The sequence below is a fragment of the Marinomonas sp. PE14-40 genome (genome assembly GCF_051623805.1).
Lineage (GTDB): Bacteria > Pseudomonadota > Gammaproteobacteria > Pseudomonadales > Marinomonadaceae > Marinomonas.
The window spans coordinates 2,133,077-2,159,241 of the sequence record NZ_CP130700.1; the positions used below are offsets into that span (position 1 = coordinate 2,133,077).

General features: G+C 39.7%; 18 protein-coding genes. 14 read left to right on the forward strand and 4 right to left on the reverse strand.

The genetic code is table 11. From position 1 onward, the window contains the following. Positions 1-338: 338 nt before the first annotated feature. The 3 genes from Q0A08_RS09805 (at position 339) to Q0A08_RS09815 (ending at position 4,687) form a co-directional block, all read left to right on the forward strand. The gene (locus Q0A08_RS09805; RefSeq protein WP_438466769.1) at positions 339-2,084 is read left to right on the forward strand and encodes a type I secretion system permease/ATPase; all 1,746 of its coding nucleotides are present in this window, start codon (positions 339-341) and stop codon (positions 2,082-2,084) included. Between the two features lie 109 nt (positions 2,085-2,193). Then, a complete protein-coding gene (locus Q0A08_RS09810; RefSeq protein WP_438466770.1) occupies positions 2,194-2,700 on the forward strand; it encodes a hypothetical protein in 507 nt (168 codons plus the stop codon). A 55-nt stretch (positions 2,701-2,755) separates the two neighbouring features. After that, positions 2,756-4,687 (forward strand): calcium-binding protein, encoded by a 1,932-nt coding sequence (locus Q0A08_RS09815; protein WP_438466772.1) that lies wholly within the window; start codon positions 2,756-2,758, stop codon positions 4,685-4,687. A gap of 68 nt (positions 4,688-4,755) precedes the next feature. Here the strand turns inward: Q0A08_RS09815 and Q0A08_RS09820 are convergent, their stop codons facing one another. Continuing rightward, positions 4,756-5,079: a hypothetical protein gene (locus Q0A08_RS09820; protein WP_438466774.1), complete on the reverse strand. Its 324-nt coding sequence runs from the start codon at positions 5,077-5,079 to the stop codon at positions 4,756-4,758. A gap of 271 nt (positions 5,080-5,350) precedes the next feature. On the opposite strand from Q0A08_RS09820, the gene Q0A08_RS09825 reads away from it, so the two are divergent. From Q0A08_RS09825 to Q0A08_RS09870, 10 genes are all read left to right on the forward strand, one after another. Further along, positions 5,351-6,814, forward strand: a complete 1,464-nt coding sequence (locus Q0A08_RS09825) for a TolC family protein (RefSeq protein WP_438466776.1) — start codon at positions 5,351-5,353, stop codon at positions 6,812-6,814. Next, on the forward strand, positions 6,811-8,076 hold the full coding sequence (locus Q0A08_RS09830; protein WP_438466778.1) for an efflux RND transporter periplasmic adaptor subunit: 1,266 nt from the start codon (positions 6,811-6,813) through the stop codon (positions 8,074-8,076). Before Q0A08_RS09825 ends, Q0A08_RS09830 begins: the two co-directional genes overlap by 4 nt. Beyond that, positions 8,076-11,243, forward strand: coding sequence for an efflux RND transporter permease subunit (locus Q0A08_RS09835; protein ID WP_438466780.1), 3,168 nt, complete (start codon positions 8,076-8,078; stop codon positions 11,241-11,243). Before Q0A08_RS09830 ends, Q0A08_RS09835 begins: the two co-directional genes overlap by 1 nt. Positions 11,244-11,526: 283 nt before the next feature. Then, entirely contained in the window at positions 11,527-12,633 is a 1,107-nt protein-coding gene (locus Q0A08_RS09840; RefSeq protein WP_438466781.1) for a hypothetical protein, read from the forward strand. 282 nt (positions 12,634-12,915) lie between these two features. After that, positions 12,916-13,380 (forward strand): Lrp/AsnC family transcriptional regulator, encoded by a 465-nt coding sequence (locus Q0A08_RS09845; RefSeq protein ID WP_438466783.1) that lies wholly within the window; start codon positions 12,916-12,918, stop codon positions 13,378-13,380. A 34-nt stretch (positions 13,381-13,414) separates the two neighbouring features. Continuing rightward, entirely contained in the window at positions 13,415-15,085 is a 1,671-nt protein-coding gene (locus Q0A08_RS09850; RefSeq protein WP_438466785.1) for an aminotransferase class V-fold PLP-dependent enzyme, read from the forward strand. 208 nt (positions 15,086-15,293) lie between these two features. Further along, positions 15,294-15,542, forward strand: coding sequence for a DUF4212 domain-containing protein (locus tag Q0A08_RS09855; RefSeq protein ID WP_438466787.1), 249 nt, complete (start codon positions 15,294-15,296; stop codon positions 15,540-15,542). Between the two features lie 12 nt (positions 15,543-15,554). Continuing rightward, positions 15,555-17,288 carry a sodium:solute symporter family protein gene (locus tag Q0A08_RS09860; RefSeq protein ID WP_438466789.1) on the forward strand — a complete coding sequence of 578 codons (1,734 nt, stop codon included), beginning with the start codon at positions 15,555-15,557 and terminating at the stop codon, positions 17,286-17,288. Between the two features lie 243 nt (positions 17,289-17,531). Further along, positions 17,532-18,017 carry a hypothetical protein gene (locus Q0A08_RS09865; RefSeq protein ID WP_438466791.1) on the forward strand — a complete coding sequence of 162 codons (486 nt, stop codon included), beginning with the start codon at positions 17,532-17,534 and terminating at the stop codon, positions 18,015-18,017. A gap of 213 nt (positions 18,018-18,230) precedes the next feature. Beyond that, a complete protein-coding gene (locus Q0A08_RS09870) occupies positions 18,231-21,551 on the forward strand; it encodes a hybrid sensor histidine kinase/response regulator (RefSeq protein ID WP_438466793.1) in 3,321 nt (1,106 codons plus the stop codon). A gap of 57 nt (positions 21,552-21,608) precedes the next feature. Here Q0A08_RS09870 and Q0A08_RS09875 read toward each other — a convergent pair whose 3' ends face one another. After that, a complete protein-coding gene (locus Q0A08_RS09875) occupies positions 21,609-22,046 on the reverse strand; it encodes a DUF411 domain-containing protein (protein WP_438466795.1) in 438 nt (145 codons plus the stop codon). Between the two features lie 118 nt (positions 22,047-22,164). After that, positions 22,165-22,506 carry a winged helix-turn-helix transcriptional regulator gene (locus Q0A08_RS09880; RefSeq protein WP_438466797.1) on the reverse strand — a complete coding sequence of 114 codons (342 nt, stop codon included), beginning with the start codon at positions 22,504-22,506 and terminating at the stop codon, positions 22,165-22,167. A 114-nt stretch (positions 22,507-22,620) separates the two neighbouring features. Here Q0A08_RS09880 and Q0A08_RS09885 point away from each other — a divergent pair, with 114 nt between their 5' ends. Further along, positions 22,621-23,397, forward strand: coding sequence for an SDR family NAD(P)-dependent oxidoreductase (locus tag Q0A08_RS09885; protein ID WP_438466799.1), 777 nt, complete (start codon positions 22,621-22,623; stop codon positions 23,395-23,397). A gap of 108 nt (positions 23,398-23,505) precedes the next feature. Here the strand turns inward: Q0A08_RS09885 and Q0A08_RS09890 are convergent, their stop codons facing one another. Continuing rightward, positions 23,506-25,611, reverse strand: a complete 2,106-nt coding sequence (locus tag Q0A08_RS09890; RefSeq protein WP_438466801.1) for a sensor domain-containing protein — start codon at positions 25,609-25,611, stop codon at positions 23,506-23,508. Positions 25,612-26,165: the final 554 nt, after the last annotated feature.

The following is a 26,165-nucleotide window of genomic DNA, read 5'->3' on the forward strand; positions in this document are numbered from 1 at the left end:
ACAGAACATATTTCCAATGTACATTTAATTAAATCAATTAGCTTTAATTATAATCATTAATAATTTAACACCTCAGGCATTAATATTTTTATAAGAAGCCATAACTTAAGTTATAAAAAGTAAAATAATTAAAAATATAACCCCAACCCTATATAATTATTTAAATTTATTTTTGTTTAGAGTTTTCTAATAAACACCCACTATGGCCATTTTTTGCAACATAGTGTTGCAAAAACACACCTATTCAAAAAAAAATCTATCTCATACGATTATTTAATAATTTTTTGTTAACAAGATAAATTAATAATAACTAAATTATAAAGTATAAAATTGAGGGCATGTTAAAATTGAAAGAAAAAAGTAATATTAATCAACTAAAAAAAAACGTTTCTTATTCTTTATTAATAATTTTATCAATATCAGCTCTAACTAATGTTTTACTTTTAACTTCTCCACTTTATATGATGGCTATATTTGATAAAGTCATGATGAGCTTTCAATTTGAAACACTTTATTTAATTAGTATCTTAGCTTTCTTATCATTAGTAACTTATGGAGTTATTGAATGGGGAAGGTCTCATATTTTATTTAAAGTGGGGAACTGGCTAGAAAATCAGCTTACCCCATTAACCTTAGAAGCAAGTTTAACAGCAACACATAATGGTAATCATGTAGGTGCACAAGGTATTCGTGATTTAGCACAAGTTAAATCTTTAATCGGTGGTCGAGCATTGCTTCCTTTGCTTGATGCACCTTGGGCCTGCATATTTTTAATCATACTTTTTAGTATGAATGTCTGGCTAGGCGTATTTACATTAATTACAGCCTTTATTTTATTTGGCTTAACACTTATTAGTGAATTTAGTACGCGAAAACACCAAACCAATTTTCATAACAAACAAAACCAAAGCCAGATCTGGCTAGATCAAAGTATTAAAAATGCTGACGAAATTCTTGCACTAGGCATGAATGACGCATTGATCGAACGCTTCCAAGAAAAGCGCTTAGATGCGCAAAACGATTATCTATTATCTCAAGAACGCTCTTCAAGTCTACTAGCACTTGCTAGAACAATTCGCATTTTGTCTCAAGTAGCTATTATGGGAATAGCCGCTTTTCTACTATTAAAAAATCAGGTGTCCCCAGGTATGGTTGTCGCAGGCTCTATCTTAATGTCTCGAGCTTTAAGCCCAATAGAGCAACTCATGGGGTCTTGGTCCCAGTTATTAACTGGCCGAAATGCATATTCAAATCTCGTCTCATTATTTAACGATCACTTGTCGACCTTAGTCGAAAAAGCGGTTCTCCAAGCACCTAAAAATACACTATCAGTTAACCATTTAACGATTTCAAAACAAGAAAAAGCAGCTAATAATTATCAAGCCAAACATTTAACTAGTTACCTATTACATGGGATTCATTTTGATCTAGAGAAAGGAGATATTTTAGCTGTTTTAGGTCAATCTGGTGCAGGAAAAAGCTCACTTAGCAAAGCCCTAGTGGGTTTATTAAAACCCACAGCAGGGGAAATCAGATTAGACGGTAACGAGCTTAACCAATGGTCTTCTAAAAACCTTTCTAATCATGTGGGCTACTTACCCCAAGAAGTAAATTTGGCACCTGCCACTATTTGGGAAAATATCGCACGCTTAGATTCCAATGCAAAAATGGAAGATGTATATCAAGCAGCGAAAAAGGCAGGCGCGCATGCTTTTATTCAAGAGTTACCTGATGGCTATAACACAAAATTAACGACAAATACGCCGCAACTATCTGGTGGACAAAAGCAGAGCATAGGTTTTGCAAGAGCGTTATATCAAAACCCTTTTCTTTTGGTACTTGATGAGCCAGATGCTTACTTAGATGCTCAATCCTGCGAGTCTTTAAAAACAACCCTTCAGACCTTGAGTCAAGAAGGCAGCTTAATAGTTTTCATTAGCCACAAGCCGAATATGATAGATATAGCATCCAAAGCTATTGTACTTGATAAGGGTCGCTTGGTTGGGAAAGGACTAAAGGATGATGTTCTTAAACGTTTAAAAATCCAGATGCAACCTTCTCAAAAATCGTCAAAAAAAAACTAAAAGAAATTGATTCAAGGGAAAAAACTACCCAATACAATTATGACTATAAAATGAAATTAGAGGCTCAAAAAAGCATAAACATTAAAAGCAATACAATAGGTAACGAATAATGTTTTTTGAAAAAATTTTTTTTAAAGAAATAAAAGCACCACTTTATATTTGTTTTAGCGCTATTGGTATTTTTATTGGAGTGTTTATCTCTTGGTCTTATCTAGCACCTACCTCAGGAGCCGTAATTTCTTCTGGGGAAATACGTCCGAATGGATCCAATAAGTTTGAAATTATAGCACAACTAAACCCTTTAGATATTGATCAAGTAGATATAGGAAGCTCAGTAAGATTAATTTTTTCATCTTATAACTTTAAACAACAAAAACCAATTGAAAGATACATTTACTTTATATCAGAAAGTACTGAGTTTAACCCTCTAACGAATCAATCCTATTTCATTATTAAAATATCTCTAGAACTAGAGAAATTTAAAAAACAAAACCCAAATATTAAATTGAGATCTGGTTTACCTGTCGAGATCTTTATAAAAACTCAAAAAAGAACTTTATTTGACTATTTAATGGATTCAATAATCAATTTAAAGGAGAAAGGCATGCGAGAGTAAAGATAAATTAGTCTAAATATAAAAAAATTAAAACTAAAAATTTTGGAGAATACAAATGGCTAAGCACGAATACTCAGGTAGTGGTGGTAATGACTCAAAAACAGTTGATAGATATTATTATACAACTGATTCAGGCCACTCAAAAAACCATGATTGGTATGCCTATATGTATGGGGGCAACGATTATTACGAATATCATGGGGCTTGGCATCTAGCTAGCGGTAAAAAAAATTTAGATGTATATGCTGAAATGGGTGGTGGGAACGATACTTTTTTAGCACAAAATTGTTACGAGCCAGCAACTAATTTTAACATCATAGTTTACGGTGGCGATGGTCAAGATACCTTACAAATCAACTGTGACGATAATCGCGATCACTGGCTTTATGGTGAGGATGGTGAAGATACCTTACTAGGTGATGGGGGCAGAGAAACCCTTTATGGAGGTGATAATGATGATTACCTTGATAGTGGGGCCGCAGATGATTATCTCTATGGCGAAGCCGGTAACGATGTCCTTTTTGGCGGCAAAGATCAAGATTATCTAGATGGTGGCGATGGTAACGATTTTATTGATCCAGGTAAACGCACTGGCTCAGACATTGATGAAGTTTATGGAGGAGCAGGTAAAGACATTGTCACTTCAGGTGACTTTGATGATACGGTCGCAGGTGCAAATGCAGCTGTCGATTGGGAAACTTGGGGAGTAGGTCAAACCATATTACGGGTTTCTATTTTAGGAGCCTCTACAGCAACTCAAGGAAACCCACTCGTTTCCGCCATGTATAGCACAGGTACCAGTGCACTCATGACAGCCGTTAATAGCCTTATGGCATCTGGTGTTGAGTCTGAAAGTGTGGTGTCGCAAGCAGACTATGTAGACTTTTTAGACTTTGATGAGCAAGATATATTCGTGGTAACAAGCTCTGATGAGTTTGGTGACGTCCGAGGAGAAACCAGTACTTCGCATGGGGACTTTACGCTTAACGCTGACCAAACAAGTAGTGGTAATGGCGGCATAGTGGCAATTTTGAGCCCTGGCTATTCTTTCCAAAACTACATAAGTAATAACTTACAAAGTAGCTCTGTTTCACTTAACACCGCGCTAGGGCAAATTTATGAGGTTGTCGATAAAACTCGCTTAGAAATAACTCGCGATGGTAGCGATTATTATGATGGTAATGGTAGTCGATATGACCCTAGCACAATCGACTCCCAGTTAAGCGCATTTAATGTCAGCAATAATACTAGTGCTCAAGATTTCTTTAATGGACTTGAGTTGGATGACGGTGACTCGCTATATCTTTATGGCGCTTATGCTGGCCGCTTTTTCCAGGGTGCTAATATAGCCGATACCGGCAATGGGACCGACAGATATATTGCTGGAACAGACAATGCGGATACCTTAGCAGTACATGACTTTACAGATTATGACGATTCAGCTATCGCTGGTCGATTATACGGTATGGACGGTAACGACCTGCTTATTGGTGCAGGCGGAACTGATTATATCTTTGGAGGAAGAGGTTCTGATATCTTAGTAGGTCATGGGGGTCAAGACTATTTATGGGGTGATGGTGATAATGCCTCAGGTAAAGATACTGAGTTTGAAGGCAGCGATACAGACCTTTTTGTAATAGATAACACTTTAAACATTATCAGAGACTTTAATTATGATGCCGATGGCAATGGTAACCAGGGCCACGATGTCATCATGATAAATCTTGGTAAAGACTATGATCAGAATATCCATGCTGCCCCTTATCAAGTTGATTATAATAGTTGGCAAAGGATTTGGTGGGAAAGTGCTGAAAATCCATCCGGTACTTGGGTGCAATTAAACGGCGTTAATCAATTTTATTTCAGTGAACCATTACAATGTAGTTCTGATGGTACAGATGAATACTTCATTGCTGCATCCAGTGATCTAAGTTTATTACCAACAGATACCGTTAACGGAGGCTGCTGGGAGTCCTACTTTGATTAAGTAATAAATTTAGGTAATACGAACAAGGAAAGTTCGTATTTAGCTATTTCCCAAAAGATAATTTCTATCTATTCAAACTCATGATTTGCAAGGGGAATAATATTGATGACAGGCTCTTCGTATGGGTGGATTTGACGAATAGCTTTGAGCGTCGCCGCAACTTTCTCTTTGTCACAACGCACCTCGATACGGACTTCATGACCAAAGTTAATCTGGTTCTTCTCTCCTGTGACAGGCGTCGATGCGCCATTAGGTCGCCAAAAGCCTGAGATATTAACAATGGAGATGACACTATCATAATTGCCCACTATGCCCGCTTCCATTTCAATAAGCAGATCACATATCTTGATTACCTCGTTTTCTGGGGCGTAGATTTCCAATTTATATTGCATGATTTCTGATTGTCCTTATCATTATGTATAGCAAGACGCTTAACGCCCTTGCTCATTTCTCATTCGTTCAGTCTAAATATCACAAAATGTATCAAGTTAGCCTTTTTTCAGGCAAACATGCACTCTATGTCAGCTTTATTCAGAATTTACTGTCAATAAAGTAAATAATTCAACTTCGAATAGCTTTTGCTAAACATCTCAGTATTAGCTAAGTATTATGATTCTCTTATATATTTTATTTTAACTTATCATCTTTGAGACCATACGCTTTATGCCTCTTTTTAAGAGAGATATCGATAACAAGTTAGTTAAATTCTCTAGCATGACTGTGCTAGCTTTTAGCCTTGCCGCTTGTCAAAGCCTACCAAGTTCTGATGATGAGCCTGCGAATGTTAATAGCTTGGCCGCCTCTGAAGTGCAAACAGAAAAAGCGCAATGGCAATCTGCACCGATTACAGGTGAAGCCACCAGCCTAACGGAGTTAATTGATGATAAAAGCTTAACTGCTTTAATCGAACAAGGAATTAGTGCTAACCCAGACCTTCAGCAAGTGTTACTTACTCTTAAAATACGCCGGGCACAGTTAAATCAAGCGGATGATAGCTTGTTGCCAACATTGGATGCATCATTTAAAGCCAACAATGATGAAGGGAAAAATAATACCTATACGGGAGGTCTTACGGTCAGTTGGGAAGCTGATTTATGGTCTCAAATAGCGGATGGAAATAAAGCCACGGCGAAGGCCTTTTCAAGCCAACAAGCACTTTATCAGGCCTCATTAGATTCCTTAGTTGCTCAAGTTATGTCTGCTTGGCTAGGGGTAATCGCTCAATCAAGAGCATTGAAAGTTGAAGAAGATAGAGTTGAGCTCTTAGCAAAAAACGAATCCCTATTATTAAACCGTTATAAAAATGGTAATGGTGATCTTGAAGGGTTAGATGGCGCAAGAAGCTCTTTATCTAGCGCTAAAGAAAAGGTCGAGCAATATCGTGAAGATTTAGCTATTAACCAGCGCAGTTTGATGCGCCTTTTGGGTTATAGCAAAATTGAAGATATTCAAATGCCAACAGACTACCCTAAGGTGCTCATTCCTTTAGCGCAATTACCTGAGCAAACCTTAGCGCGTCGCCCTGATCTAATGTCTGCATTTTATGATATCGAACAAGCGGACCTAGAAGTCCAAGTTGCTTATAAAGATTTACTCCCTTCACTGAGTTTGAGCGCTAGCTTAACCGATGTGGCTTACTCTCCTTCTGCTGCGCTTTTCACTTCGCCAGTATGGGGGTTATTAGGGCAGCTAACCATTCCTCTATTCCAACAAGGGAAACTAGACCTTGCGATTGATGTGGCAAAATATGAAGCGGCTCAAAGCTATCAGGTCTACAGAGCAGCTCTCTTAGATGCAGTATTTGAAGTTGAAAATGCCATTAGCCTTGAGAAGTCACTGAACCTTCGCCAAACGCACCTTGAAGATGCCTTAACCGCTGAAAAGAACAACCTGCTGCAATATCAAAAGAACTTTAAAAACGGCAGTGTTGATATTGTCGATTTGCTGGGAGTGCAACAGGATGTATTTAACTTAATTGCCTCATTGGATGATCTTATTTATCAGCGCCTTGATAACCGTATTACTCTAGGGTTAGCACTTGGATTATCTGGCCAAGTCACTAACACTCAAGATAAAGATCAAAACACAAGGGACACCCTTTCTGCCTCAAATGGAGTATCACCATGACACGCAAATTCTCCCAATTTGCCTTTTTAATCGCCTGTTTATTGGTGTCTGGGCTAATTTTCACCTTTGTTTCAAGCCAACTTGAAGCGAAGAAGAACCAAACGAGACCTAAAAAAGCGAGTGTACAAATACTGCCTCAGGTTTCTGTTCTACCTACAAAGGTTGGGCATTATCAACCTGTTATTGAGGCATTTGGTAGTGCCGAACCTAAATATTCTCTTGCCTTAGAAGCACAGAGTTCAGGGCAGATCACCCATTTAGCCAAAGAGTTTGAAGCAGGTAAAAAGGTAAAAGCAGGAGAGTTACTTGCCATCATTTCAGACACAAGTTATCAAGCTAGCGTGGCAACCCAAGAATATGCCGTTACCAGTGCGGTAGTCGCATTAAAAGAAGAGTTAAGAAGTGCTGAACAAGCACTTGATGAATGGAATGCATCAGGGCTTTCTGGCCAACCTAGTTCAGATCTAGTGCTAAGAGAGCCGCAAATCGCTGAGGCAAAAGCAGCCCTTTTAGACGCTAAAGCTAGCCTTAAAGAAGCAGAACAAAATCTTGCGGATACTCGCATCAAAGCCCCATTTAATGGGCTCGTTGTTAGCCGTGAAATCGTTCCAGGCAGTTATGTACAGGCAGGTACTGAGATTGGCACCATTTACAACACAGACCGTATGGATATTAAGATAGCGCTTTCAGCTAAAGATTGGGCTAAGTTGCCTAGTATCGAAACCATGCAAAAAGAACGCTGGCCAGTCACTTTAACGGATGTTGAAACTCAAGCTAAATGGCAAGCGTATGTGCTTTCTGCAGATAGCCATAGAGATAGCAGCACTCGTCTTAGAACCTTAGTTATCGCAGTTGATAATCCATTACAGCAAACCCCAGCGCTTTATGCAGGCAGCTTTGTGAAAGCCAGCTTAAAGGGGGGTTCTATGGACAAACTATGGCAATTACCTAGTACGGCCTTTAGTCAGAAAAGCCAAGTCTGGTATTTAAACCAAGAAAATAGACTCGCTGCATTTAGTGCTGATCCTGTCTTTAGTGCTAACGGACAAGTGTATATTACCCCACCTACCGACTTACAAGCAGATGAACAACGGGTCTTGATTCGCCCTTACAATAGTTATTTAGAGGGTATGAAGGTTAAAAGCAATTTAGATGCTAGCCAGCCCCAAGATAACTCAAGAAAGTTATTAGCACAGAAGTCTAGTTCACAAGAAAACTCAGCGAATCCAAGCCAAGCCTTGAATGTGAAGGGAGATAACTAATGTCATCTGCCCACCCTCATGGCCCGAACTCGGCGAACTCCCCAAGTGGCATTATCCCTTGGTTCACGCATAACCCGGTTGCAGCTAATCTACTAATGCTACTTGTGATTGCCCTTGGTGCTTTGACCATGGGAGATTTACGTAAAGAAGCCTTTCCCAGTACCGAACCCGATACCATAACCATTAGCATTGATTATGACAGTGGTTCTGCACATCAAGCCGAAGAAGGCATTGCGATTACGTTAGAGAATGAGTTGGAAACGGTTGAAGGTATCAAGACCATGACAACTACATCTAACGCAAATGGAGTAAGCGTTAGTTTAGAAAAGCTGTCTGAATATGATATTGATGTACTCATGACAGATGTGAAGGCCAAGGTAGATACAATTTCTAGCTTTCCTTCTGATGCTGAGAGCCCTGTTCTAGAAAAGGCTGCACGTGAAGAGCACGCCCTTTGGCTACAGCTTTATGGTGATGTTGGCCGACATACACTACAAAACCTTGCGACTGATTTAAAAGCTGATCTACTGGCTAACCCTGATATTGGCCAAGTAACGATTTCAGGGTGGTTAGATGCCACTATCAAAGTAGATATTGATGAAGGCCGTTTGCAGTCTTACAACATGACCTTGAGTGATGTAGCGGACGCCATTAACCAAGAATCAACCAACGCCAATACCGCCACCCTTAAAAATGCGGACTTATACCTTCAAATCCAATCTTCTGAACAAGCTTACCAAACCCGTGATTTTGCCGAACTAACCATCAAAACCTTTAGCGATGGTAGCCGCCTTTTATTATCCGATGTGGCGGTTATTCGAGACACCTATGATGAAGATACAGCGGTACTCTCTCGCTTCAATAATGAAGACAGCATTGCTATTCAAGTCATTACCACTGGCCTAACTGACATCTCCGACTCTGTAATTGCCGCCAAAGCCGTTAGCCAAGAATGGTCAGAATCAGGCAGACTCCCAACGGGTGTAGAGCTTGCTACTTGGTATGACCGCAGTAAGGCGATTAATCAACGCTTAGACCTTCTTATTGATAATGCAATCAACGGTGTGTTCTGGGTCTTTTTAATGCTGGCTATCTTTTTGAACCTGAGTGTTGCCCTCTGGGTTGCTTTAGGCTTGCCTTTTATCTTCTTTGGGACCTTATTTTTAATGGGAGATGGCTTTTTAGGAATGAGTCTAAATGCCTTTACCACCTTTGGGTTCATCATGGCCCTTGGCATAGTGGTGGATGACGCCGTTGTAGTGGGAGAAAGTGTTTACAGTGAAAGGTCCAAGCATGGGGATAATATTGCCAGCACGATTAGAGGAACTTTAAGAGTCGCTGTCCCCACCTTATTTGGTGTATTTACAACGGTTGCAGCTTGTTTTGCCTTATCCAATATTGAAGGTAGGTTAGGTACTCTCTACGCTCAATTTGGCACTGTTGTTGCCGTTTGCTTAATGCTTTCTATCGTTGAGTCTAAACTCATACTCCCTGCTCACTTAGCTCATTTAAATACTCGACCAGCTAAAAGCCGTTTTTGGCCCATGATGTTAATTCGCTGGGTACAAAGTTTAGCGGATAAAGGTCTAGGCTTTTTTACTCAACGTATTTATAAGCCTAGTATCGATTTTGCTTTGGCTAATCGTTATGGGGTTTTGATTCTCTTTGTCGGTATTTTTGTATTGGTTGCCAGTATGCCATTTACTGGGGCGATTCGAGTCAGCTTCTTCCCAAGTATTCCAGGAGATACCGTGCGTGCGAGCCTTAGCATGCATAATGATGTGAGTTACGGCCAAACCTATCAAGTGCTTGCTCGTATGGAAGCAGCAGCCTATAGCACAGAGCTAAAACTTAGAGATGAGACAAGCACTGACAATGGCATTATTAACCTACAAGTCAGTTCTAGTAGCGATCAATCAGGTAGGATCACTATTGAGTTAGATTCTGATCTATCTTATAGCGCTAAACAATTTGCGTCTGCATGGCAAAAAAGCATCGGCCAAGCCGAAGGTGCTAAAAGCTTAAAGGTTCAAACTCGTCGAGGCAGTATTGATGCACTACGTATTGAATTAAGATCTTCGAGTAATGAAGAATTAAGCGCAGCATCTCAGTTACTTAAGGACTACCTCGTTTCTATTCCTGCGGTCAGTGGAGTCGAAGACAATGCCGCACTGTCCCAATCACAGCTAAATTTGAGTTTAACTGAACAAGGGCGAGCATTAGGTTTAACCACACAAAGCTTATCTAGCCAAGTATTAAGTTACTTTGATGGCAGTAAGGTACAGTCTTATCAAAGAGACAGTGACGAAGTGGAGGTACAACTAGGTTACCCAGATAGCTCTGATGCGAGTATGACTGACCTAATAGATACTCAAATACGCTTAGACGACGGTAATCAGGTTCCTTTGAGTGCATTAGTGAATATCAGCTCTGGGTTTACCGAACAAGAAATTGTGCGTATTGATGCTAAACGTGCTGTTTATATTAGTTCTGAATTGAATAAGGACCTTTTATCTGCCACTGAATTAGTCAGTCAAATTAAATCAGAGTTAGTACCTGAGTTAGAACAACAGTTTGCAAGCCTTGATATCAGCTTTGCAGGAGAAGCAAAAGAGCAAGCTGAAACTCAATCGTCCATGCTGGTTGTCTTCATCATGGCGATGTTGATTATTTATATTCTCTTGGCTATTCCGCTTAAATCCTATGTGCAACCATTTCTCATTATGATGGCGATCCCTTTTGGCATCATAGGTGCCATGTTAGGTCATTGGTCTAATGATTTGGCTTTGGGGATTTTATCTTTGAATGGCATCATCGCCTTAAGTGGTGTTGTGGTGAACGATAGCCTGCTATTAGCCTCTCGCTTTAATGAGCTTAAGCAAGAAACTAACTCAATCAAAGAAGCGATCAATCAAGCATGCCGAGATAGAGTAAGAGCAGTATTATTAACCTCTATCACCACCTTTGTAGGCTTAATGCCTTTATTAGGTGAAACCTCACGTCAGGCACAGTTCTTAATTCCTGCGGCAGTTTCACTTGCATATGGCATTTTATACGCAACAGTCATTACCTTGGTTCTTATCCCTGCACTACTCATGGTACATGAAGATATAAAAGGCTTAATCGAGCGCTTTCGCCAAGGTGTCTTGGGGATAAATACTAAATAACTGAACCCGTTTCCTTTGCTGAACAGGCAAAGGAAACGGCGAATTGAGGCTGTTTTCCTCTCTCATTTAAAGGTTAACCTTTCCCTTTTTGTACCTTACTTAACTAAATGTAACCGGATTTAATCAATCTATATGTAATTTTACAATTTGATAAATAGCATATAAATCAACCACCTCTGAAGAAAATAGCCATTCTCCTAGGTTTTTATCAGTGATAAGCTATTAACTCCGATGAATTTCAAAGTTATACTGATTAAAACGTAAACAGAAAGTGATTTAGTCAATGTCTACTATTAATGGCTCTACTACAACAATACCACCTATGACACTGCCAGCAGCTTCCAGCAATGCTGCGCCTGTCTCTGCAGCTACAACACCTGCTGCTTCAGGTAGTGTTGCGTCTAGTCAAATAGCCTCTAGTCCTAGTGCTGCGAGCCAAGCTGCTACTAACCCTGTAACAACAAGTGCTTCTGCTGCCGCAAATGCAGGTGTTAATGCTCCGGCTAGCACTTCTGCAGCGCCTGCTGTCGAAGCGACTAAAGATGTTGTTAGAACAGGCGGAGGACAAGACACTCGCCCAGCCCGTGATACTTATGTAGACAAAATTAATACTAAACACATTAGCCAACAACAGGCTGATAATACGTTTCAACAAATTAATCCAAACCAAAAAGAAGCCCTGTTAACACGTTCTGTTGAACGCTTAACAACTGAAATCAACAAGAATCAAAAGCAGATCAGTAACACGGTTAATGCCTACTCCATGATTCAAGTGGCAAATGATTCTTTAGATGAAATTCAAGGTGGTTTGAAAGAGTTACAGAAACTTGCTCAAGATACGCCAAACGAGAGAAAGGAAGGTCAATCACAAGAAGAGTTTCAAACTCAAGTGGAAGGCACTCAAGCTCAAGCATTAGATATTGTGGCTGGTATTCAAGATTTATTCGATTCTACCAAGTATGGTGGAGACCCTCTTTTAACTCAGAATACTAACCAGACCTTCGCCTCTCATAACGAAACTCAATATGGCGTTACCGTGGTCACTCATAATGTGGATGGCAAATTTGAAAGAGAAGGTTTATACGAGATAGATCTGAATAGTCCTGAATCTATTCGAGATTCACTCTCTTCTATTAATGGCAGCATGGATGTCGTTAGAGATATTCGATCTCAATACAACGCACAAGAAACAGATTTTAATACCACAATGAAAAAGCTCTTCAGTACACAAGAGCAACTCGATGCGATGCACGACAGAATAACCAGTACTGATTTTGCGATTCAAGTTGCAGAGCGAGCACAACAGAATATGGTTAATGATGCCAGAGGCTCTGTTCTTGCCCAGGCAAATGCAGACTCTAATAAAGCTCTCAATCTATTGACCACCTAATTATTACAATAACAGTAATCTAAAACGAATCAAAAATACCCAACATATTTCTGTTTTGGGTATTTTTTTGGCCTTTCATTTCCTAGTCATCGTTAAAAACATCCCTTTTCTGAATTTATTTTCACTTTTTTAATGTTTTTTTAACTATTTTTCTTTGTTTTTCACACAACCTTTTTTTGCTAATTTCAGCTTTGATAAAAACCACTTCTAAAAGTACTTGAAAACCCCTAACAAGTAGAAATAAAATACCAACAAAATACAATTTGAAGAGAAAAAATACCCATGGATAGCACAGACTTAGAACTACTTACTTTAATTCAAAGGGATGATAGTATTTCCCTAGAAGACATGGCGACCCATGTAGGACTCTCAAAAACCCCTTGCTGGCGTCGTATTCAAAAGTTAGAACAACAGGGCTATGTGCGTAAAAGAGTTGCTCTGTTAAACAGTGATAAGTTCAATTTAGGTGTCTCTGTATTTGCGCAAGTGAAGACAAATCAGCATGACGCTAACTGGTTAGACAACTTCTCAAATGTGGTTGCTCAATTTCCAGAAGTGGTTGAGTTTTATCGCATGGCGGGTGAATACGACTATCTTTTAAGGGTGCTGGTGTCCGACATCAAAGCCTATGACGAATTTTATAAACGACTGATTTCTGCAACCTCGCTAACCGACGTCACTTCGAATTTTGCAATGGAGCAAATCAAGTGGACAACGGAACTGCCTTTACCCAGCGTAAAGGATTAACATGGGAGCAGGGATCATAGTAGAGGATAAGTGCATGACCCTTTCAACCCAACAAAATACAAAACTAACTATGGCGTTAGAGTCAGTGAGACAAGGGCTTATTGGTGACAGTGAGTTTATTGAAACACCATTTGGCTCACGTAAAATCACCTATGCCGATTACACTGCATCAGGCCGTAGCTTATCCTTTATAGAAAGTTTTATTACTCAAAAAGTCATGCCGTTTTATGCCAATACGCATACAGAAGCGACTGTTACTGGCCGTCAAACAAGCGCTTACCGTGAGGATGCGAGACAGCTTATTGCATCAGCATGTCATGCAACTAAAGATGATGTTGTACTTTTCTGTGGTTCAGGCGCAACCGCAGCGGTTGATAAACTCATTCGTATTCTGACCTTAGCCCATAACCTAAATGATTCCGACACTGTAATCTTTATTGGTCCTTACGAGCATCACTCTAATGAATTACCTTGGCGTGAGTCTGGTGCAAAAGTGGTTCGTATCAAAGAAGCTCAAGATGGCGGCATTTGCTTAAATGACCTTGAAACTCAGCTGCAAGCACACCAAAACACCTCTCTAAAAATAGGAAGTTTCTCTGCTGCATCTAACGTAACAGGCATTATCCAAGAGCAAGATGCTGTTGCAGCGCTATTACATCAACATCAAGCATTATCATTTTGGGATTTTGCAGCGGGTGCACCTTACATGAAAGTGGCTATGAACTCTGACGTAGTAGGCGCGAATAAAGATGCGCTCTTCTTCTCACCACATAAGCTTGTTGGCGGCCCAGGTACACCGGGTGTTTTGATTATTAAGCGTGCCCTGCTCACTAATGACAGACCTTCAACGGTTGGAGGTGGTACGGTTTCTTTTGTTAGCCGTGATAATCACACCTTTTTAGCGCCGGGCGAGCGAAGTGAAGAAGCAGGCACACCCGCTATCATAGAATCTATTCGTGCTGGTCTTGCGTTTAAAGTGAAGTCAGATATTGGTGATGACGCTATTGAAGCATTAGAAGAAAAGTGGTCTGACCTTATTAAACAAAAATTTGATAACAACAACGCCATTGAAGTTTTAGGCAATCCAAATGCCAAGCGCCTGTCTATTACGTCATTTAGGGTAAAAACAGAGTTTGGTTACCTGCACCATGGTTTAGTCGTGAGTCTATTGAATGATCTCTTTGGCATTCAAATGCGTGCGGGCTGTTCTTGTGCTGGTCCTTATGGTCATGACCTACTAAACATTGATGAGCAAACATCCCTTGAACTCGTCGATTTAATCGCCCAAGACAAACGCTTCAAACCAGGTTGGGTTCGCTTTAACTTAAACTACTTTATTGCAGAAGAAGAAGCTGAGTTCATTTTACAAGCGATAGAGTTTGTTGCTAAGCATGGTCTTAGACTAATGTCTTTATATGAATATGATCAGACTACAGATCTTTGGTTGTATGAAGGTAAAAAAGCAGAGGTAATGAGTTTAAGCCTTGGCTTAGATAGCTTGATGCATGCACCTAACTTAGGCTCAAGTCAGATTGAGATATTAGACATTCGAGCAAAACACGATCTATGGCAAGCTTACTTAAATGAAGCACTAAGCTTAGTAGAATCAGCACCTCAGATACCTCAATATGAGGCAAACACAGGAACGTTAGCATTAGCCTCTAAGCACAGAGACTTCGTCGCTAAAGAAGATTTCGTCTACTAGTTGCTCTATCTTAGCCACTAACTTAGTTCTACAAAGGTCTAACGACGTTTTGAAAGTCGTCGTTAGACCTGTCTCTATTTCTCGCTAAAATCCTTCGTATTCTTTCCTTTCAAACTCTGTAAACAAAGCGTCTCGACTAAAGTCTAATACTGACTTTTTCATTAGGGGTTCATCATCAATATGCACTTACCTAATGAGGATAATAATAATGAGTAAGAATAATGCCTATTGGAGCGCCAATGTTAGCTTGATGATCAAGCTGCTTGTGGTCTGGTTTGTCGTTTCTTTTGGATGCGGCATTTTACTAGTCGATGTGCTCAATAATATTCAGATCGGTGGATACAAACTTGGTTTCTGGTTTGCTCAACAAGGTGCAATTTATACCTTCGTTGTGCTTATTTTCATCTATGCAAAAAAAATGGCGGCGCTCGATATTGAGCACGGCGTTGATGAATAATCGGAGATCATCATGGAATTACAAACATTAACCTATATTGTTGTTGGAATTACCTTTGCCTTATATCTGGGCATCGCATTCTGGGCTCGTGCTGGTTCTACCAAAGAATTCTATGTTGCTGGGGGTGGCGTTCACCCTGTACTTAACGGTATGGCAACGGGTGCTGACTGGATGTCAGCAGCGTCTTTCATTGGTATGGCTGGCTTAATTGCATTTTATGGCTACGGTGGTTCTGTCTTCTTGATGGGCTGGACGGGTGGTTATGTCTTGCTTGCATTACTTCTTGCTCCTTATCTTCGTAAGTTCGGTAAGTTTACGGTACCTGAATTTATCGGTGATCGTTTCTACTCAAAAACAGCACGTATTGTGGCTGTAATTTGCTTGATTGTGGCCTCAGTAACTTATGTTATTGGACAGATGAAAGGGATAGGGGTGGCTTTCTCTCGCTTCTTAGAAGTGCAGTATGAAGTGGGTCTATTGGTGGGGATGACGATCGTATTCTTCTACTCAGTAATGGGTGGTATGAAAGGGATTACATACACGCAGATAGCTCAGTATGTCGTACTCATTTTTGCTTATACTATCCCTGCTGTTTTCATTTCACTTAACCTAACAGGTAACCCTATTCCACAACTCGGTTTAGGCAGTACTTTGATTGGTTCTGAAACTTTCCTACTTGATCGACTTGATCAGATAGTGACTGAACTAGGTTGGGCTGAATACAGTACTCAAACTCGTTTAAGCACCACCAACATGGTCGCTTACACACTATCTCTGATGATAGGCACAGCTGGTCTTCCTCACGTAATTATCCGTTTCTTCACTGTGCCTAAAGTGAAAGATGCGCGTACTTCAGCGGGTTGGGCACTGGTTTTCATTGCTATCTTGTATACAACAGCACCTGCTGTTGCTGCTATGGCTCGTTTAAACCTAATCAATACAATGCAACCACCAGCGGCTGAAGAAAACCTAGCTTATGCTGAGCGTCCTGATTGGTTTAAAAACTGGGAAACAACAGGTCTTCTTAAATTTGAAGATAAAAATGGTGATGGCCGTATTCAATACGAAGCGGACAAGTCTAAAAATGAGCTAGTCAAAGTAGACAGAGATATCATGGTACTTGCTAACCCTGAAATCGCTAAGCTACCTAACTGGGTTATTGCACTTGTAGCAGCAGGTGGTCTTGCAGCGGCACTATCTACCGCGGCAGGTTTATTACTTGCGATTGCGTCAGCTATCTCCCATGACTTGTTAAAAGGGGTTCTCAAACCCGACATCACAGAGAAACAAGAGCTCAGAGCCAGCCGAATTGCCATGGCAGGTGCCATAGTGTTTGCAGGTTATCTTGGCTTTAATCCACCAGACTTTGCCGCAGGTACCGTTGCCCTCGCTTTTGGTCTTGCTGCTTCGTCTATTTTCCCAGCATTAATGATGGGGATCTTCTCTAAGAAGATGAACCGTGAAGGTGCCATTGCCGGCATGATTGCAGGTTTAAGTGTGACGCTTTTCTATGTATTCCAGCATAAAGGCATCATGTTTATTGCCAGCACATCCTTCCTAGGTGATCTACCAAACAACTGGTTCTTAGGTATTGAGCCAAATGCATTTGGTGCAGTAGGTGCAACCGTTAACTTTGCTGTTGCCCTAGTGGTATACAGAATGTATGGCGAAGCACCAAAAGATGTACAAGATATGGTGGAACATATCCGTATCCCAGCTGGCGCAGGCCAAGCAACGGATCACTAAAATTGACTTGGTCTAATTTGGCTTTAAGCTTAATTAGACCAAGCTAAACAAAAAGATACCGATCCTTGTGTCGGTATCTTTTCTCATATATAAACTCATAAATACTTATTGCTTATATTCTAATATGGGCAAAAGATAAACACGGAATGCGATGCGATAAAGTGGATGACAGGCTTTACCTTTACTCAAGGCTTGAGCAGAACCTCACCTGTATCTCTTTAATAATCATAAGCAGGAATTTATATGTTCAAAAACAAACACATAGTTATCGCACTGATAGTAGCTCCTATCTTAGCCTTATTGGCTTATTTTGGTGTTGATAACCTAGTTAGTGAGAAGCCTCATAAAGCCATTGAAGGGGAAACTTACCCACTTGTAGCTAAATCTAACTGTCGTTACACCAGTGGTAAATGTACTTTTCAAAACGGTAATTTTGAACTCAATATCTATATCGAAAACGGCAAAACCTTGATAGTAAGTTCACCCTTTCCGCTCTCTGAGGTAGAAGCCTCATTACTTGATAACCAAGGTAATACCAGCAAACTATACTTTGTCCAAGACACTGATCAGGGCACCCAGTGGTCACAAAAAATCATCTCTGATATTACGCCAGAATCTATTATTCGTTTGGTCACCATCGCCTCAAAAAGTATCTATTATGGCGAGTCTGAAATGGCATTTATTGATTATGAAACCGGTTTTAATGAAGACTTTAAACGCGAGAACTAAGCTAGTTTATGGGTAGATACCAAGTAGATTGCAGTAAAACAAAAAACCTAAACACTAAATACAAACGCTAGGAGCAGCCATATTTTAACTCCTATTTGGATACTATTAGCCATAGCTTATATTTTAGGTTTATTCTGGATTGCCCGTTGGGGTGATAAAGAAAACCCTAAAATAAAGCAGTTAACCCGACACCCTTTGGTTTACAGCCTTTCCTTGGCTATTTATTGTACTGCGTGGACCTTTTATGGCGCGGTTGGTGAAGCGGCTCGTTTTGGTTGGAGTTATCTGCCCATTCTATTAGGCCCGGTTTTACTCTATTTATTTGCTTTCCCTTTTTTAAAAAAACTCACCTTTGTTAGTCACAAGCAAAACATTACCTCGATCGCAGATTTCATTTCTTCCCGTTATGGTAAACGCCCTTTAACAGCCCCTCTGGTCATCATGATTGCCATGTTGGCAATCATTCCTTATATCTCGCTACAGCTTAAGGCAATAGGATCTAACTTCAGTTTATTCGTAAATCAAGAGGGGGTTTCATCTTCTGCTATTGTTCTGATTGCAACGATTTCTGTGGGTATTTTTGCAGTGATATTTGGTACTAGAAAAATTGAGGTGACCGATTACCGTTCAGGCATGATGCTAGCCATTGCGGTTGAGTCCTTATTTAAGCTTTTTGCCATTATCGGCGTTGGTTTTATTGCCATCGTTCTCCTCAATGACAAAGACAGTATTTCATTTTCACAAACCCTTGAGCACACTTTTGATTCTCAAGTTTGGCAAACAGACGACTTTTTCTCTTTCAGCTTTCTGATGCAAACTTTGATGGGCGCAGCGGCCGTCATCTGTTTACCGAGACAATTTCACGTTACCGTTGTTGATCACCAAGAGAAAAAACAGCTGAATATGGCCCGTTGGGTTTTCCCTATTTATCTGACCATATTTGCCATACTCATTCCGCCAATAGCTATGACAGGCCAAAACTTATTTGGCATAGATACAAATGCAGATACCTATGTTATTCAATTTGCCTTGGCCTCAGATAACACCTTTTTAGAAGTATTAATTTTCCTTGGTGGTTTATCAGCCACCACCGCCATGATCATCATTGCGACCTTCTCTTTAAGTATCATGATTTCGAACGATGTGATCCTGCCAATTATGCTGGCAAGAGCCTCCTCTCGAAATCAGGCTCAGCCGCTTTACCATAAAAAGATGTTGCATATTAGACGCTTTGTCATTGCCGCCATTCTTATCTTGTCATACCTCTACTATCAGGAAATGGCCACCAGTGAATCCTTAGCGGGCACTGGCTTATTAGCCTTCTCTTTGGTCTTGCAACTTGTACCTGCTGTTATTGGTGGTTTGTACTGGCGTCGTGGACATGCTGTTGGTGTGTATACGGGCTTCGGGCTAGGTTTTGTGTTTTGGCTACTTTGGTTGATTTTCCCTCTACTGGGCACTCAAGAGTGGTCAAGCCATAACTTTGAAACCCGTGCAGAGGTTATATCCTTAGGGGCATGTATTAGCCTCATTGCAAACATTGTAGGCTATATTGCAGGCTCCCTTCTAGCGAGCGAAAGGCTCATAGATAGAATTCAAGCAACGGCATTTGTCAGCCCAACCTCTGAGCTAGAAGGCCGTTTTATTAAGCCTAAATCCTTGGCACAAAACGGTGATCTTATTGTCTTGCTGGAAACCTTCTTAGGTAAACAGAGAAGCCAACAAATATTATTTGAGTATCAAGAGCAGCATAATTTCACCTTACTCGAAAAAGACTCTCCTAATCGTCAATTTATCGACTTTTGTGAACGTATCTTAGGCGGTGTTTTTGGTGGTTCATCAGCCAGAACCATTATCAATTCGGTCATGGTAGGTAAACGCATGAAGGTGGAAGAGATGGTGACCTATCTCGATGAAGCAACTCAAGCCATTCAATTCAATCAAAACCTGCTCTTTGTCTCTATGGATAATCTCGCCCAAGGCATTAGTGTCATAGATAAAGAGTTACAGCTGGTTGCTTGGAATAAAACCTACGCAGAGCTTTACCATTATCCCGATAACTTACTCAAAGTTGGCGTACCAATCGAAAGTTTGATTCGTTTTAATGCGCAAAATGGCGAATGTGGCTTTGGTGATGTTGAGACCTTAGTGCAAAAGCGTTTGACCCATTTACGTAATGCCAGCCAACATAGGTTCTTACGAAGAAGAGCAAACGGCAGAGTTATTGAAATGCTAGGTAACCCTTTGCCAGAAGGTGGGTTTGTTACCAGTTTTACCGATGTTACCGAACATATAGAAAGCCAACACGCACTCAAAGAAGCCAATATAGACTTACAAAACCGAGTACAGGCTCGATCTGATGAAGTAAAAAGCGTCAACCAAGAGCTTATTCAAGAGATCAATCGCAGGGCAAAAGCAGAGCTAGAGTTAATTAAAGCCAAAGCTGAAGCCGAAAAAGCGAACCATACTAAAACTGAGTTTTTGGCCTTAGCAAGCCATGATATTTTACAGCCATTAAATGCTGCTAGACTTTATTTAGGTGCACTAGATGCGGAATCACTTCAAGGCTCAACCCAATCTATTGTAGATAAGTTGAATGAGTCTGTGCAATCCACAGAGACCTTGATTTCAACCTTGTTAGAAATAGCACGGTTTGACCAAGGCGCCATTAAACCTGTGCTTCTTGATATTCATTTAAATGACTTATTACAGCCTATCGTTAATGAATTTTCTGTTATCGCCGAAGATAAAAATGTCTTACTTAAAAGCCATATAGGCAAGTACAAGGTACATAGCGACCCTGTATACCTTAGACGTATCATTCAAAATTTTGTTTCTAATGCAGTCAAATACACTCAAGAAGGCAAAGTACTCATAGCCTGTCGAAAACGCAATGATCACTTATTAATTCAAGTATGGGACACAGGTGTTGGCATACCAGCTCAAGAACAAGGTCACATTTTTGAAGACTTTTATCGCTGGCAAAATACCAATGAAGAAGGTATTGGTCTTGGGCTTGGATTAGTGAAACGTATGCAAAACGTTTTAGGTCTTACTAGCGAGGTTAAATCTAAAGTAAATTCTGGTAGCTGTTTCAGTATCAAAGTCCCTCTAGCGAAAGAACAAGAAGAAATAGAGCAACAGGAAAGTCCGACTATCAAGACAACATTTGAGGCTAAACATCAAATTACAGCTTGGTGTATTGATGATGATCCAAACAATTTAGATGCGATGCAATCTTTACTCGAACGTTGGCAACACCCTGTCTTCTGCTTTACAAGAATTCAAGAGGCTTTAGATCAAGAGCACGCTCCCGACCTTTTATTAGTGGATTATCAGCTTGCTCAGGATTTAGATGGATTAGCCTTGATTAAAGTAATTCGAGACAAGTTTGAAACAAATATTCCTGCGGTATTAATCACGGCAGTGCGTGATCCTAAAGTGATACAGGACTGCCAGCAACAAAAGGTGAATTATTTACCTAAGCCAGTTAAACCCGCTAAGCTGCGTAGTATTATTCAAGCAATCAAATAGCTTTATCTTAGTTAGAAACTAAGATAAAGCTAAATCATAGATGCTAATTATTCAGCATTAATATTGACGATATAAGCTAGTTTTGCCCGACTTATCAAAGGCAACCACTTGGAAGTCTTTAAAAGGCGCACCTTCTTTTGCCATGCCAGGAGAATGCATAGGCATACCAGGAGCAGAAAGGCCCGCAATGTTTGTGGGTTTCTCTTTCAGTAATCTTTCTATTTCTGCTTGAGGTACATGCCCCTCGATAAGATAGCCTTCAATAATTGCGGTGTGACAAGAGCCTAGCTGGTAAGGTAAACCATGACTTTGACGAACACTTGACCAATCCTTATCAGCATGGACAGTCACTTCATGACCGTTTTTCTCCATAATTTTGGCCCATGCAGCACAACAGCCGCAATTCGCAGATTTATAAAGGTCTATCGTTGCTGCAAATGCTTGAGAACTAACAAGTGCTGCGGCCAAGATAAAGGTGTTCGATTTAATTTTCATAGGTACTCCACATAGAATCCATGGCTAAAACCATTTCTGGGTATTGTTCTAGAAATTGATTCTAAGGCTTGGAGATAGGTCTAAGGTCAAACAGTTTTTATAAAAATTAAAACAATGTTCAATTCAGTTGATTTATTTCATCTTGCAATAGCTCAAGCTCATCTAGGATACGAATGAATTTTTGCCCAAATTCAGTCACTTGATACTCCACTCTTGGGGGTACTTCATTAAAGCTTATTCGCTCTAATATGCCAAAGTCAGTGTTTTTTCTAAGGCACTCATTCAGTACTTTAGTACTCAATCCCTCAACACTTTTCACCATTTTTCCTGGACGATTAACACCTTCTTTTAATAGCTGGTAAACCGTCAAAGACCATTTACAGCCATATATCGTCTCAACCATACGCGCACTGTTTTCAGGGGCTTTTTTTCGACTAATTTTATTTTCTAATGTTTTCATCAAGATATACCAAAAAGTACCTATAGAACCAATTTGTGCTTGGTTTTCAAGCCGCTAGTTCTCCATTTAAGCTAACTACATATTCTTTAACAAGACCTAATTAGGAGAGATATTATGACACAAGCAAATACACCTTTAGCCTTTATTCTAGGCGGTTCAAGCGGTATGGGATTAGCCACTGCAAAACAACTTGCCGCACAAGGATGTGATTTAATTATTGCATCTAGTTCAAAAGAGAAGTTAGCAGCAGCAAAAGCCGAGCTTAACCAGATAAATAGTGTCAACCAAGTAGAAACTTTACAAGTTGACCTTTATCAGGAGCAAGAGGTTAGCACCCTAATTAACGCAATTACAGAACAAACACACCCAATTAATTACTTTGTTAATGCGGCGGGCTACTTTAAGCCAACTGCATTTATCGAGCATCAAGCGTCTGATTTCGATAAATATATGGTCCTAAATAAAGCGAGCTTCTTTATCAGTCAAGCCATTGCTAAAAACATGATTGCAAACCAATCAGGTTCAATAGTGCATATAGGTTCAATGTGGGCAAAACAGGCCATTAAAGCAACGCCATCAAGCGCCTACTCAATGGCAAAAGCAGGACTGCATGCTTTAACACAACATATGGCAATGGAGTTATCTGAGTTTAACATTAGAGTTAATGCGGTCGCCCCAGCGGTTGTCAAAACACCTATTTATCATTCTTTTATTGATCAAAATGAGCTTGATGATGCTTTAGCTGGCTTTGATGATTTTCATCCAATTGGCCGCATTGGTACACCAGATGATATTGCCAGTAGCATTTGTTTCTTATTGAGTGAAAAAGCCAGTTGGGTAACTGGGGCGATTTGGGATGTTGACGGTGGTGTTTTATCTGGCCGTAACTAGTATAAAACTCACTAGAAAGGCCCACCTGAACTGAATAGAAAAAGGTAGAGAATTATCTCTACCTTTTTTATTTCTATCCAGTTAAGTTTATCCTTTTGAAAACTTAACTTATCCGTTAGAGAGCTTAATCGCCTCTAAATGACTTTGAATCATTTTTTGTTCGAATACCTCTACTCCAATCGGTCTTGAAAACAAAAAGCCTTGGCCGTAATCACAGCCAATATCTTTTAAACAGCGCCTTTGTGCTTCTGTTTCAATACCTTCAGCGACAACTTTAATACCTAACTTGTGAGCCATTACAATCATAGCTTCACATAAGACTTTGTCATTAATACTGGTTGTTACATTTTTGACGAAAGAACGATCTATTTTTAGATAATCAATATCAAACTTTTTAATGTAAGACAAAGAAGAGTAACCCATACCAAAATCATCTAAAGCCACATCTATCCCTAAAGACTGGAAGTTAACCAATTTCTTTGAAATAGATGAATGGGAGTCCATCAAAATGCGTTCAGTTATTTCAACCGCTAACGCCTCTCCAGGCACTTTATACTCATTTAAATAAGTCATCCAATTACCTAAGAATGAGTTACTTTCTAAATATTGAACTGGTGAAGTGTTAATATTGAGCTGAAAGTTCGGATCTAACTTTATCCGCCATCGTGCCACTTGCTGAGCGACTTCTTTAAATACCCAATCGCCTATTTCGCAAATTAAACCCGTATCTTCAGCCATCGGAATAAATGCGTCAGGGGCGACCATACCTTTTTGAGGATGTTGCCAGCGGATTAAGGCCTCTGCTTTACAGATTTTACCTGTTTTTAACTCGACAATTGGTTGGTATTCTAGACTGAACTCTTTTTCTTCAATCGCCCTGTGTAGTTCATTGATTAACTGAGCTCTGGCGATTGCTTCTTCCTGCATACTTGCTGAGAAATATTGAAAACAATTCTTCCCCTGTGCTTTTGCCGAATACATTGCTTGATCTGCTGCTTTAAATAAGTCGTCTGAGTTTTTAGCATCACCAGGGTAAAAAGCGATACCTATGCTAGCGGAGATATATACTTGTTCGTTATCTAGCTGAAATGATTGATTAAGACTATATAAAATTTTATTCGCCACACTCTCTACTGCAGCTTTATTAAATGGTTCAGTATTATCGAATTCAGATAAGATTAACGTAAACTCATCCCCACCTAACCTTGCTACGGTATCAGATGGTTTTACTGCTTCATTCAACCTACGAGCAACATCAATTAATAACTGATCTCCTTTAGCATGACCAAAGGTATCATTAACCTCTTTAAATCTATCTAAATCTAGATACAAAAGCGTTATATAGGTGTCATTAATATCCGCTTGATGGATAGCTTGCTGAATTCGATCTGTAACTAAACGGCGATTAGGCAATCCGGTTAAATGATCATAATTAGCTTGTTGCCAAATCAGTTTTTCTGCAGCTTTACGTTGTCTTATATCTCTAACAACAGCCAATACATAAGATTGAGAATCAAACTGAATGTAACTAAGGCTAACTTCAACCGGTAAATTTGTTCCATCTTTGTGTATGCTATTTCGCTCAAACAGCATACTTTTCGTTTCTTTTAACTCATCAGTTAATTTTTTCCATGCGCCTTTACGAGCCATCTTAGGATTAATATCTGAAACCTTGAGCTTTCCGACAACCTCATCCCTTTGGTAACCAAGATTAAGATAACCAGGCTGGTTACATTCAATAATGTAAGACGTTTTAGAATCGATTACATAAATGGCATCGCTAGAGCTATCGAGCAAGGTTTTAAACATTAATAAAGACGCATCTGTCTTTTTCTGTTCAGTTAGGTCAACCACTTGTGCAATCATTCTTTTAATTGACCCATCTTCATCAGGCTCTGCTGTCAGAGTTAATAAACCTTCAATGGTTCTGCCAGATTTATGTAGGTATTTTTTCTCTATGACAACACTGCTGTAAGGATCATTTCTTAGGTGTTCGCGGATGGTTTCATTTGCTTCAAAATTATCTGGGTGAGAGATGATAATATCGGTTTGGTAGATTTCACTTTGACTATAACCCAATAGGTCTAGCATGGCCTTGTTAACGTACTCAAAACTACCATCTGGACGAGACAGTACCATGGGTACAGGTGTTGCATCGAAAATCCTTTTAACTTTTTCATCCATGTCTGAACTTACTCGATCGACATTAGACATAAATTACTGTTTCAAACTCTCATCAAATTCATCACTAAAGACCTTAATCAACGGCTTTAGCAATAAACTATAGTCTATATAAAACCAAATTTAGTTTACCTACCTCTCATTAAAATAAGCAACAAGCTTGTGCAAAATGAGATAATCGTGACAATAAACTCAGTGAAATGGTTTGTTTTTACCTTACTTAACCTAAATCTAGTACTAAGGTTACAGGCTAACCTGATCAAAAACCATGCAACCTCTTTGATCAATTTAAAAGCTTTAATTCATCGCATAATTATTCGTTCGGTGAATTAAATGAAATACGTGCTTAAATTATCAAGCTGATTAATTAATTACACTGTTTTTGCTAACTTAACTTGATCAAAATAAGTGACAATAGGTTTGGTTATCTTGAAGTGATACTCGCTCTGAACAACTTAAATCGAAAATCCACTAGGCGATAACCCCCTCTATCAGTAAAGTAGGTTCAATTGTAAATTTGAACTAGCTTAAAGTTTTCATTAGGCTAGCTAATTAAAATCTGAAATAGGTAAAAAAAACACTTAAAC

Excerpts from the sequence above, each read along its gene's own strand:
- Q0A08_RS09805 (WP_438466769.1), top strand. The coding sequence starts at position 339 with ATGTTAAAATTGAAAGAAAAAAGTAATATTAATCAACTAAAAAAAAAC.
- Q0A08_RS09810 (WP_438466770.1), top strand. The coding sequence starts at position 2,194 with ATGTTTTTTGAAAAAATTTTTTTTAAAGAAATAAAAGCACCACTTTAT.
- Q0A08_RS09815 (WP_438466772.1), top strand. The coding sequence starts at position 2,756 with ATGGCTAAGCACGAATACTCAGGTAGTGGTGGTAATGACTCAAAAACA.
- Q0A08_RS09820 (WP_438466774.1), bottom strand. The coding sequence starts at position 5,079 with ATGCAATATAAATTGGAAATCTACGCCCCAGAAAACGAGGTAATCAAG.
- Q0A08_RS09825 (WP_438466776.1), top strand. The coding sequence starts at position 5,351 with ATGCCTCTTTTTAAGAGAGATATCGATAACAAGTTAGTTAAATTCTCT.
- Q0A08_RS09830 (WP_438466778.1), top strand. The coding sequence starts at position 6,811 with ATGACACGCAAATTCTCCCAATTTGCCTTTTTAATCGCCTGTTTATTG.
- Q0A08_RS09835 (WP_438466780.1), top strand. The coding sequence starts at position 8,076 with ATGTCATCTGCCCACCCTCATGGCCCGAACTCGGCGAACTCCCCAAGT.
- Q0A08_RS09840 (WP_438466781.1), top strand. The coding sequence starts at position 11,527 with ATGTCTACTATTAATGGCTCTACTACAACAATACCACCTATGACACTG.
- Q0A08_RS09845 (WP_438466783.1), top strand. The coding sequence starts at position 12,916 with ATGGATAGCACAGACTTAGAACTACTTACTTTAATTCAAAGGGATGAT.
- Q0A08_RS09850 (WP_438466785.1), top strand. The coding sequence starts at position 13,415 with ATGACCCTTTCAACCCAACAAAATACAAAACTAACTATGGCGTTAGAG.
- Q0A08_RS09855 (WP_438466787.1), top strand. The coding sequence starts at position 15,294 with ATGAGTAAGAATAATGCCTATTGGAGCGCCAATGTTAGCTTGATGATC.
- Q0A08_RS09860 (WP_438466789.1), top strand. The coding sequence starts at position 15,555 with ATGGAATTACAAACATTAACCTATATTGTTGTTGGAATTACCTTTGCC.
- Q0A08_RS09865 (WP_438466791.1), top strand. The coding sequence starts at position 17,532 with ATGTTCAAAAACAAACACATAGTTATCGCACTGATAGTAGCTCCTATC.
- Q0A08_RS09875 (WP_438466795.1), bottom strand. The coding sequence starts at position 22,046 with ATGAAAATTAAATCGAACACCTTTATCTTGGCCGCAGCACTTGTTAGT.
- Q0A08_RS09880 (WP_438466797.1), bottom strand. The coding sequence starts at position 22,506 with ATGAAAACATTAGAAAATAAAATTAGTCGAAAAAAAGCCCCTGAAAAC.
- Q0A08_RS09885 (WP_438466799.1), top strand. The coding sequence starts at position 22,621 with ATGACACAAGCAAATACACCTTTAGCCTTTATTCTAGGCGGTTCAAGC.
- Q0A08_RS09890 (WP_438466801.1), bottom strand. The coding sequence starts at position 25,611 with ATGTCTAATGTCGATCGAGTAAGTTCAGACATGGATGAAAAAGTTAAA.